8 protein-coding genes and 1 pseudogene are annotated in these 11,148 nt (G+C 31.6%); 6 read left to right on the top strand and 3 right to left on the bottom strand.

Annotated features, from left to right (window positions below; genetic code table 11):
- Positions 1-107 precede the first annotated feature (107 nt).
- Both IWX83_RS16610 and IWX83_RS16605 read right to left on the bottom strand, forming a co-directional pair.
- Positions 108-1,301: pseudogene (locus IWX83_RS16610) on the bottom strand (IS91 family transposase).
- Entirely contained in the window at positions 1,286-2,176 is an 891-nt protein-coding gene (locus tag IWX83_RS16605; protein ID WP_370568446.1) for a tyrosine-type recombinase/integrase, read from the bottom strand. The pseudogene IWX83_RS16610 and the gene IWX83_RS16605 overlap by 16 nt, the downstream one beginning before the upstream one ends.
- A 152-nt stretch (positions 2,177-2,328) precedes the next feature.
- Between IWX83_RS16605 and IWX83_RS16600 the strand changes: the two genes are divergently transcribed.
- From IWX83_RS16600 to IWX83_RS16575, 6 genes are all read left to right on the top strand, one after another.
- Positions 2,329-3,306, top strand: a complete 978-nt coding sequence (locus IWX83_RS16600; protein ID WP_231380077.1) for a hypothetical protein — start codon at positions 2,329-2,331, stop codon at positions 3,304-3,306.
- Between the two features lie 186 nt (positions 3,307-3,492).
- Positions 3,493-4,170 carry a hypothetical protein gene (locus IWX83_RS16595; protein WP_196831282.1) on the top strand — a complete coding sequence of 226 codons (678 nt, stop codon included), beginning with the start codon at positions 3,493-3,495 and terminating at the stop codon, positions 4,168-4,170.
- Between the two features lie 206 nt (positions 4,171-4,376).
- Positions 4,377-5,582, top strand: a complete 1,206-nt coding sequence (locus tag IWX83_RS16590) for a DNA cytosine methyltransferase (protein ID WP_196831281.1) — start codon at positions 4,377-4,379, stop codon at positions 5,580-5,582.
- Positions 5,582-8,173 carry an ATP-binding protein gene (locus IWX83_RS16585; protein WP_196831280.1) on the top strand — a complete coding sequence of 864 codons (2,592 nt, stop codon included), beginning with the start codon at positions 5,582-5,584 and terminating at the stop codon, positions 8,171-8,173. The genes IWX83_RS16590 and IWX83_RS16585 overlap by 1 nt, the downstream gene beginning before the upstream one ends.
- Positions 8,170-8,868, top strand: a complete 699-nt coding sequence (locus IWX83_RS16580; RefSeq protein ID WP_196831279.1) for a hypothetical protein — start codon at positions 8,170-8,172, stop codon at positions 8,866-8,868. Before IWX83_RS16585 ends, IWX83_RS16580 begins: the two co-directional genes overlap by 4 nt.
- Positions 8,865-9,500, top strand: coding sequence for a hypothetical protein (locus IWX83_RS16575; protein ID WP_196831278.1), 636 nt, complete (start codon positions 8,865-8,867; stop codon positions 9,498-9,500). Before IWX83_RS16580 ends, IWX83_RS16575 begins: the two co-directional genes overlap by 4 nt.
- A gap of 331 nt (positions 9,501-9,831) precedes the next feature.
- On the opposite strand, the gene IWX83_RS16570 is transcribed toward IWX83_RS16575, so the two are convergent.
- On the bottom strand, positions 9,832-10,674 hold the full coding sequence (locus IWX83_RS16570; RefSeq protein WP_196831277.1) for a hypothetical protein: 843 nt from the start codon (positions 10,672-10,674) through the stop codon (positions 9,832-9,834).
- Positions 10,675-11,148: the final 474 nt, after the last annotated feature.

The following is an 11,148-nucleotide window of genomic DNA, read 5'->3' as shown; positions in this document are numbered from 1 at the left end:
TCCTAATTTAAGTTTAAAAAGTGGCATATCTTCAACCGGAATCCGTACCTCTTTTTTACTGGAAAGAGTGGCACATCATCAACTGGTTTATCCACTTACCCATAAAGCTAACTTTCACAGGGACTTGAGCTGTGGCTATCGCCAAGATACCAAGCAGGCGGACCACGCTGGTCAAAAACCGCTATTCTATGCAAATTGCCTGTTTTGCAACAAGGGCATTTGGGGAGAAAAGGCTTCTTCTCTACTTTTTCTAATACTTTTACTTGTAGCTTTTCTTGTAAAACCTTTAATTTTCCCCTTTTCCAAGTGCTACTCAAAAAGCCATAATGGCGTATTTTTACAAAACGTTTGGGCAAAATATGCATCGCAAACCTTCGGATAAATTCCGCGTGCGTGAGCGTCATTTGTTTCTTGAACCCGTTTTGACGGTAATCTTTGTAGGTAAAAGTTACGTTTTGATTGTCGATGCTTTGAATGCGGTTGTTGCTAATGGCTATTTTATGGGTATATCTACCCAAATATTCAATTACTGATTTCGGACTCCCAAAAGGCTTTTTAGCAAACACTACCCACTGTTTCTCCCACAATTGTTTCTTGACTTTAGTGTAATTGTCAGGACTTCTCTCTTTTAGTTTCTCGCACTATTTTGCCCTGAAAACTTTAGACAACGCCTTGACTGGAAACAAAAATTTACCATCGCCTCGTATGTTTTGCCACTTGTTATTTTTGTCCACGCCGCCGCCAGGCACAATACAATGCAAGTGTGGATGCAGCGATAAATTTTGCCCCCAAGTGTGTAGAACGGCAATCATTCCAGTTTGGATTTCTTTGGATTTGCCAAAAGTTTTAAGCGTTTCCCATGCCGACTCAAAAAGTAAATCTTAAACCAATCTTGCATCCTTTATTGCTAGACTATTGATGCTATCGGGCAAGGTAAATACAACGTGAATTTAGCGAAGCGGTATCACGAAAACCTTTAAAAAAACAATAAAAAATTGAGTAAAATAAGGTACAGGCAAGAGTTCGCTTTGTCGAGCTTGTATCCAATCTTCCCGATTTTTGCCCTGACATTTAGGACAATGACGGTTGCGACAAGAGTTGTAACTAATGCTGATTTTGCCGCAGTTGTCACACGCATCAATATGACCTCCCAAAGCCGCCGTTCGGCACCTTCGCACGGCTGATAAAGTTCGTAATTGCCAAGTGTTGAGTCCTAAATTCTCTACTTTACTACCCAATCTTTCTAATACATGAGCTACTTCTCTTTGACTTGCGGCACTACTAGCTATTTGCGGCTGCATTTAGCAAACAAAGTATCTAGCGGACTAAACGCTTTTATCGTATCGAGTTGTGCAATATGCAAATACTCCATCGTAGTCTCGATTTGCTCGTGTCCCAAAAGGTTTTTTAGGCTAATAATATCGAGTCCGTCCTCGAGCAAGTGCGTGGCGAAAGTATGCCTGAGCGTATGCACACAAACATCTTTCTTAATACCTGCAGCCTTGCAGGCTTGTTTCACTGCCCATTGCACGCCACGCTGGGAATAACGACTATCAAAATCTCCTCCTGCTCTGCCTTGGGGTTGTCCGTTGAAAAGATAGACTTTTGGTTTTTCGGCTTCGATGTAGGTTTTTAGTCCGCGGATCAAATGTTTGGAGAGCGGCACATAACGGTCTTTTTTGCCTTTGCCTTGCACCACTTTGAGTTGTTCCCGATCAAAATCTAGATCTTGTAATCGTACACTTCGCACTTCCATACAACGCAATCCACAGCCATACAAGAGTCCGATTAAGATTTTATGTTTGAGTAGTTGACAATTATTGAGTAACCGCCAAACTTCCTCTTTACTGAGAACTGTTGGGAGCTTTTTCTCGTGTTTTATTGAAGGTAAATGCAGGTATTCATAAGGCAAGCCCTCGGATTTTAGCAAAAACCGAAGTCCATAAACACAATGTTTAAAGTAGGTTTGCGAAGGTGTTTTGGAACGTTTTTGAAGCATAAACAAGTATTCTTGTACTTGTTCTACATCAAGCTCCGTAGGGATTTTGCCAAAATGCAATGCCATAGCCGCAATATGCTGACCATAGTTTCTACAAGTACTCTCACTTCTGCCTAAAACGGACATGGTTCGCTTAAAACGATGAAATAAATTTGCGAAATTGGGAACTTCTGCGATAGCTCGATCGATGATAGTAGTTGGTACAACTACTTCATCTTCTTTTTTTTGTCATCTTAATTGATTTTATATATATTTACAAAGGACTAACATTTTCAGGCAAAACACTACCGTAGGTTTAGTTCAACACCCGTTTGGCAATAGGGCAAATTATGAGGTATCATCATATTTATTTTCATAAGACATTTTGTTTTATTGAGGAAATCTCGGATTTGAACTTTGCCCCATCGCCAAGCGGCGGGGACGTTGCCTGCAATTATAAAAAAAATCTGACCTTGAAAGGAATATGTGCTTTATACGATACTGAAACAGAATTAATGGAAAGTCATATCTTTCCTAAATTTGTTATTAAACATACGAAAAAAACAGGTTCTACTTATTTGCGAAGAGTAGTTGAACCTAATAGAAGAGAACAAGATGGTCTTAAACTTCATCTTTTGAGTTTTGAAGCGGAACAAGAATTTTCACTTAGAGAAAAGTGGTTTGCCGAAAATATTTTTGTGCCATATTTAGATGGAAAATTAGAATTAGATTATGATGGAAATCTATACTATTTTGCTATTTCATTTCTTTGGAGAATTTTAGTAACAGAAATGAAAAAAGATGGAAACTTAAAAGACCAATGGTATTTTGAGGAATTGAAAAAAGTTGAAATTGAATGGAAAGACTTCTTGAAAAACGGAAAAATTCCAAACAAATATCATAACGTAAATTTATTCCTTACTGACAGAGTAAAATCTAATACAACAGATTTAAAAGGTGTAGATTTTTATATTACAAGAGCATTAGATGGAACAATAGTCGATAACCAAAATCATACTTTCGTAATTATGTATGGAAAGTTTAACAGATTTGTATTTTGGAGCGTAATAAAAAGCCCTGATTACAGTGACGAATTATATGACCTAGAAATTCATCCAAAAAAAGGAACTTTTGAAATACCACAAAGTTTAGATTACGCCCCAATTATCTCATTTATAAGTAACCGAATCAAAGAAATTGAAAAGTATCCATTACCAAATCAAGCTCAACAAGATAAAATTGAACAAGAAATAAAGAAAAACCCGAAATTTTGGGAATCTGACCTTGGAAAATCTCTATATAATGACAAATTCAACTTGGAAAAATAACTGCAGGTAACAGTTAGAGTTTCGTTGCGTGCGTAGCACGAACAATGAAACTCCGGTTGAACGGAATCAGGGTAGTTAATTGTAGATTAAATCTAATATATTTACTTTCTAATTTACAAAATTGCGACCACATGGAGATTATTAGACAAACTGGGGGGATGGCAATTTTAAAAGACAAAATTCAAAATGATATACATAATAGCTACAAAAAGAGGTTTAGGAATAGAAATATGGGGAACATATGACGATTTAAATAACTTTTATGGGGTCATAGGTAAGTTTTGGAATGACGAAAATAAATTCAACAAAAAAGGGTTTGCCAATAGAGACGCTTTAATTAGTGGATTTTCTTATGAAATAAGGAAAGCGAAAGACGGAAATCGATTAAAAAGAAACAAAAGTCATTTTTCATTTGATGAACAAACTTATTATGGGGTTCAAATATCTTGGGTTCATTTTCTATTTTCATTGACCGCATTAAAGTTCAATATGAGATATAGTGAAACTAACAAATTCGACATTTCACAAATTTTGTTAATTGAATTTTGGCTGGAGAAAGCAATGAATAATTATGATGAAATTGGTGCGAAGAATCTAATTGGTTTTATAGAAGAAGGACTTTATGGTGGTAATGACCATATATATCAATGTATGAGAAGGATAAATCTTGATTTTTTAATTTTAGGTGGTGGAAAACGAACTTTTAGAAAACTGCCTGACTTGTTGAAAAAAGGTGTTTATTGCACAGAAGAATATAAGGACTATCTTAAGTTTTTGGAAACTGAAGCAAAAAAGCTAAAGTGTGACATTTCAGAACTTGAACTTAGTGATGACGACTTTGACTATGAAAAATTGAAATGGTAAAATGTTTTTTTTTATCTAGAGAAAGATGCTGAGTGGTATCTTTTTTTATATCAAAATTAGATTAAACAATTTTTAAATTCCATCAACATGAACAATAAATTAAAATATTTTTTATATGTACAAATTATAACGTAAAGTTTAAAAGCTATATTTGTCAATAAAATTTTGTAAGAAACTAATTTACTTCAATGGAATCTTTAAAAAGAATGAGTGATAAAAAAACCTATATCGATTTATTTTCGGGCTGTGGAGGTTTATCTCTAGGATTACATAATGCTGGTTGGAAAGGTGCTTTTGCTATAGAAAAAAGTGAAGATGCTTTTAAAACCCTAGAGTATAATTTAATAAAAAAGAAAAAACATTTCGATTGGCCAACTTGGTTGGAACAAAAACACCACGACATCAATGAAATTCTTCAAAATCATTCTGAAAATTTAATTTCATTAAGAGGTAAAATAGATTTAGTTGCCGGTGGTCCGCCGTGTCAAGGATTTTCAATGGCTGGAAGAAGAATAGAAAATGATTCAAGAAATGATTTAATTAATTCATACATAAAGTTCATTGAATTAGTAAAACCTAAATTATTATTTTTTGAAAATGTAAAAGGGTTTACATTGGGTTTTAAAAATAATGATACAAAAGGTACGGCATATTCTACTTATGTTTTAGAAAAACTAGAGAGTTTGGGATATTCTGTAAAAGGTCAATTAATTGATTTTTCAAAATTTGGAATCCCACAAAAAAGAACTCGATTCATCTTAGTAGGAATTCAAAACGACTTTCTTAATGAAAATCCAAAAATAAATAAAGATACTTTCTTCGAAGAAATTAAGAATAACAAAGAAAAGTTTCTAATAAATAAAAAACTTGTTGTAAATCCGACATTAGAAAATGCTATATCAGATTTACTTCAGTCCAACGGTCAAATAGAATCCGAAACACCAAATTTCAAAGCAGGAGTTTATGGAGAAATAGCCTCAGAATATCAAAAATACGTTAGGAAATACACGAAAAATGAAAGCAAAGTTGATAGTCACCGCTTTGCTAAACATACAGATGTCGTAAAAAATAGATTTAAAATAGCTTTAGACGAAAACTTAACTAGTTCAATGTTTAGAGCGCGTTTTCAATTAAAAAAAAGTAGTACAAAAATTCTTGAAGCAAGTAAACCTACTCCAACCATTACGACGTTACCAGACGATTATATTCATTATTGTGAACCAAGAATAATGACTGTTAGGGAATATGCACGTATTCAGTCTTTTCCTGACACATACCAATTTAAAGGTAAATATACAACTGGCGGTAAAAGAAGAATTCAAGAAGTTCCTAGATATTCACAAATTGGAAATGCAATTCCTCCTTTATTTGGAGAACAAGCCGGAATAATTTTAAAAAAATTAATTTCATAATGGCTAAGCAAAACGATTTACATTTTAAAACTAATGTTCAGTTAAAAAGCATTATTGGTAAAGATCTTATCAATGATGACAATATAGCGATTTTAGAATTAGTAAAAAACTCCTTTGATGCTGATGCTAAACAAGTTAAAATAAAATACTTTAACCTTAAGCAAAATGATGATAAAAAAGTTGAGACTTTTTCAGATTTCACATCTAGATTAATTATACAAGATGATGGTATTGGAATGGATATAACGGATATAAGGGACAAGTGGTTAAACATTGCCTACTCTGAAAAGAAGTCTAATAAAACACAGCACAAGAGAAGAATGGCGGGTGCTAAAGGCGTTGGCAGGTTTTCTTGTGACCGTCTCGGTGAATATCTAAATCTTTATTCCAAAACAGCCAATGATGATAAATATTTCAAACTATCGATTGATTGGAAGAAATTTGAAATTGAGGATGAAAACAAAGAAATACAGTCCATCCCACTAAAGTATGAAACATTAACACCTAAAGAATTTCAAGATTTAGGTTTTATAAGATTCGAACACGGAGTTTTACTTGAAATAATAAAATTGAGAAGTACCTGGGCTTATTCTATTTTAGATAAAAATGGAAATATTAAAAATTGGGACGCAAACAAATTTGTTGATTTAAAAAAATATCTTGAAAAACTTATAAACCCAAATCAAGCATTTGAAAGTAATGATTTTGGGGTTTTTATAGACTCCCCTGAATTTATTAATGAGAATAATTCACTTGATGGTAATTCAAAATTTATTGGTAAAGTTGAGAATAGAATTTTTGAGCATTTAGATTTTAAAACTACCAGTATTGAAACCAAAATTACAAATAATGGGAATGAACTTTATACTGAGTTAAAAGATAAAGGTGAAACAATTTTCTGGATTAGAGAGAAGAACCCATTTTATCCAAGCATTACAAATTCCAAAGCTACAATATATTACTTAAGTCCCTATGCAAAATCATTTTTCACAAAACAAACAGGAATAAGATCGGTTGATTATGGTTCAATTTTTCTATTCATTAATGGATTTAGAGTCCCCCCATATGGAGAATTTGGAAATGATTGGTTAGGGATAGATCAAAGAAAAGCGCAAGGACATAGTAGATATATTGGTTTAAGAGAATTAGTAGGACAAATTGAAATATTAGATGAGGAAAATGACTTTCAAATAGTTTCAAGTCGTGAAGGGATTGTAAAAAATGATAGCTTTAAAACTCTAACACAATCAGACAATAATAATAGTTTTTTCTATAAGGCATTTAGAAGATTAGAGCGATATGTAGTTGAAGGCTTAAATTGGGATAGAGCTCACGAGGATGAAGATCTTCTAAAGATTCACAAAAAAATCGTTAGTGGGGAAACAAAGGAGGAAGATTTAGAATATTATGAAGATACTATAACCAAACAAAAAAGAGTGTATTCAACTATACATAATATTATTTCTGCAAAAGCGAGTGAGGTAATTGAATTGTACATAAATGAAAACCTCATAACTCAAAAAATAGATGAAGAGAGAGAAGTTACAGAGAGAGAGTTTAACCAGCTAATTGAGGATTTCAGTAATAAAAAAATAGATTCCAATACACTAAATAAGATACTTCAAAAAAAGGCTCTAGAAAATGCAGACCTTGAAAAGCAATTGAAAGAATTCTCGAAATATACCACTAATGAAGCCACATCAAAAGCTATTTTGGAATTACAGAATTACAAAGAAACAATTGAGAAACAGACTAAACTCATTCAGGAGCTTCAAAATCAACTTGAAGAATTAAAACGTCAAAAAGATTCTGCAGAAAAATCTGCAATTACATATAAGGAAAAGGCAAGTAAAGTAGAAGAGGATTTAACCACTGAAAAGGAAAAAAATCTTTATCTCTTAGCTACAAGAAGAACATTAAGTCCCGATGCAGACGGTTTAATTCACACCATAAAAATCAACAATATTGAGGTTAGAGATGGTATTGAAAATATAATTGATGACCTTACAGAAGATGATTATAATGTTCAAGATTTAATAAAAAAATTAGGGTTTTTGAAAATTTGTGCAGAAAGGTCCTTGAAAATGGCAGAGTTTGCTACTAGAGCAGATTTAAAAGAAGATATTGAAAAGAGAGAAATTGACATAGTTACATATATTGAAGAATATGTTACTCTTTATGGAGAAACCTTTTCAGAAAAACTCAAATTCACATTTTCAAGAAATAATTCCAGACTCACTAAAAGTTTGAGTGTTCTAAATATGTCTATAATTCTTGATAATTTAATAAGTAATGCCGTTAAATGGGGAGCAGACAAGATTCATTTTGAGTTTGAACAGAATTCTGATAAAAAGCTATCCGTTTTTATTTCAGATAATGGAAATGGTTTGTCTCAAAGATATCTTGACAATTCCGACAAAATATTTGAACTTTCAGTCAAAGACACTCCTCCGACTGGTTTAAGTGGTTCTGGTATTGGACTCTACTATACAAAAAATTTATTGAATGAAATGAATTGTGATATTGAGTTTGTTGGAAATGGAACAAAGCTATCAGGCGCAACATTTGAAATAAAATTTAATACAATATGAGCGTAAAAAGACTCCTTTATATTGATGACAATAAGATAGATTCACAAATCGAAAACTTAAGAACTAAATTAAAGCGTCAAGGCTATGATCTTAATGAAACATTTATACATCTTAACGATGCATTTATGATGAAAAACCCTGAAAACGGAAAAACCATACTTGACAAAGCTAAAATACAATCTTTTATTACAGACAATTATCTAAATCAAAACTTTGATATCGTTGCCTCGGATTATGATTTTAAAGATGAAAATTTAGATGGTTTTGAGTTATTAAAATGGATTAAAAATGAAAGTGTGTCGAAAAAACATAAAATTAGAAGAGCCAAGTTTTGTTTGTATTCAGCAGAGCAAGATAAAGTTGCTAAGATTTTCAGTACTCCAGAACAAGTAAAAAAGCTTATAAAATTAAAGATTGATGATTTTATAGATAGAGCTAGAATCCCTGATGAGATTTCTCAAATTCTTATTGCTCCTCAAAAAAGTTATTATTTCAAAGAGCACATAATAAATTATTTAGAAAAGTTTGGAGATAAAACTTTCAAAAGTACATATCCGAAATTTAAGGGGATGACGCTTTCTGAGATAGCTCACGAAATTGACAAAGATTTGCCAAATGGGATTGAGTTCCAGAATAGTCTTGTTGAACTAACAGTGGCTCATTTAATAGAACTAAATAGCTTATCAGAAGAGTGATACAAATAATCATTTCAATTGATCCCTCCACCAAATTTTTATTTGAGATAATTGAAAAATTAAGTTCAAAAGGAATCGAGTACAATTTGACCGAAATACATCCTAATGAAGAGTCTTACAGGACTTCGTTCGAAAATATCTCAAATTTTGATAAAAATTCAATTATTTTGTTCTTTGGTCATGGTCAGTCAAATCAACTATATGGAGGAGAAAGTCCTGATTCTTTTACTAAAAAACCTTTTATCAGACTAAATGAAATGAGTATTTTTCAAGAACAATATCTGTTCTTGCTTGCTTGCGACTCTGCAAGTTTAATTAAAAGTTCATTTAGGATGTCAAAAATAATCAAATCTATAGGTTTTGGTGCTTTACCAACATCAATTGAAGAAATAGAAAATGACAAGAAGTTATCTCTGGAAGGCATTTCGGTACAAACTATAGAGGATTTCAAGAAAACCATTGTTGATACTGTATCAAATGCATTATTAATATCAACAAAAGACTTCATCCATTTAAAAGACTACCTAATACTTTTGGTTGATAAAAAAATTAATGATGCAGTACTTTTAAAGAATGACAGAAATCTTGCAGATTTGTTATATAGAATGAGAAATGAAATGGTAGTTTATTAATAATAACCGAACGCTCGTATATGTTAATTATTGATCGGTTTGTTAGCCGACCGACCGCTCGGATTTGCACCATTCTGGTGCCCGTTTACAACAATAAGTACATATCTACTTTCCAAACGTAATAAAGCATCTGCAAAGTGGCTTATTACTCAACAGTAGAGCAGTAACTAAAAAGAAAAGCAACCCTAGATAGTACCACAAATCTTTATAAAAATCACGCAAAATATTTGAGTCAAATAATTTACTAGCTATAATAGGGCTTAAAAAAACTATTAAAACACTTAAAGTAATTTAATGCTTAATTCATCCAAGAAAACAAAATGGTTTAAAATTATAAAAGTAAAATCATTAAATTTTCTTGGCTGTATCTACGGTAGAATTTTAAATATCCTAAATAAGTGATATAAGTCAGAAAAAATGAAATCAACATGATAATTAATTCTATTTTTAGATTAATTTCTTTTAAAAATAATAATTTTAGAATTAAAAAAACACTTAACAAATTAAAAATAAAGCTAATAACTCTTAAAAATCCATAAAGCGCCACATAATTCATAAGTTTAGATTGATGAGGTATGTTAATATTATAACTGTGATGAATTAATAATTTATTATAATCATCATTGATAAAATCCATTCGATAATAAATATCATGTTTCTTGAAAATATCTTCTATTTTTGCTTTAATAAATCTTTCGTAAGGTTCTCCTAATTCTTTCTTATAAACAGAATTGTTTAAGTTTAAAATGTTGCCTATCGACACACTTGAAATTGAAATAGGAATTAAAAATATAAATAATAAAAATCTGAGAAGAAAAGATAATAAAGTTAAACCCCAATTGAACGTGTTATTCTTTTTCTTTTTTTCAAAGTACTTTACTACTTTAGGAATACCTAATAGATTTTTAGAGGGATATCCAAACATCCACACTGTGAAATTTTCAATAGTCAAAGTAGAAAGAAAGCTTAGAACATGACCTAAAATATATGATAATATAATGAAAAATGTTATGTAGGGTATTGAAATAGTATTATTCAAAGTTTTAATATTTTCTAATTTGAGATAAAACAAGATTCCTTCGTTATTTTGTAAAAAACAAACTAAAAATATTGCAAAGGCCCCCGGTATAAAATATCCAAGAAAGTCGAAAAGAGAAAAAGGATTTTTTTCCATAGTATAATACATAAATTTATTTTCAAATGTATGTATTATTCTATTATAATAATAATAATATTTTGTGGGTTCTTTAGAATTTGTTTGTCACTTTTTCTTTAATGAAGCGTGGAAAAATCTTAATACAATTACAAACATTTTGGTTCAATATACAATACATATCAGGTTCGATATTAAAACTCACTACTCGAAGTCTTAACAAAATTAATATTGAAAGATCTACTGCTTTACGAAGTCCCAGCTGCACAAAGTGTATAGCCAAAAGTTCTATTCAAACATAATCGCGAACGCTGCGAAAATGTCTCTCACACGCCACTCTGGTGCTCGTTTACAACACGTTCCCCCGTTCCTCGAAGTCTTCACAAAAACATTATTGAAACGTATCCACCCGAGCAACTACATATTGTTTAGTTCAATAAGATTAATGATAGGAGCGTAATTTTACAATGGTTTAGATTCCGCTAGCTGCTTGTA

This window comes from Flavobacterium sp. CG_9.1, assembly GCF_015751645.1.
Lineage (GTDB): Bacteria > Bacteroidota > Bacteroidia > Flavobacteriales > Flavobacteriaceae > Flavobacterium > Flavobacterium xanthum.
The sequence above is the reverse complement of the archived record's forward strand: the minus strand, read 5'-3'. Positions and strand labels throughout refer to the sequence as shown.

What these genes read in the sequence shown, in the direction of transcription:
- IWX83_RS16595 (WP_196831282.1), top strand. Translation starts at nt 3,493, where the DNA reads ATGATATACATAATAGCTACAAAAAGAGGTTTAGGAATAGAAATATGG.
- IWX83_RS16570 (WP_196831277.1), bottom strand. Translation starts at nt 10,674, where the DNA reads ATGGAAAAAAATCCTTTTTCTCTTTTCGACTTTCTTGGATATTTTATA.
- IWX83_RS16580 (WP_196831279.1), top strand. Translation starts at nt 8,170, where the DNA reads ATGAGCGTAAAAAGACTCCTTTATATTGATGACAATAAGATAGATTCA.
- IWX83_RS16590 (WP_196831281.1), top strand. Translation starts at nt 4,377, where the DNA reads ATGAGTGATAAAAAAACCTATATCGATTTATTTTCGGGCTGTGGAGGT.
- IWX83_RS16600 (WP_231380077.1), top strand. Translation starts at nt 2,329, where the DNA reads ATGAGGTATCATCATATTTATTTTCATAAGACATTTTGTTTTATTGAG.
- IWX83_RS16585 (WP_196831280.1), top strand. Translation starts at nt 5,582, where the DNA reads ATGGCTAAGCAAAACGATTTACATTTTAAAACTAATGTTCAGTTAAAA.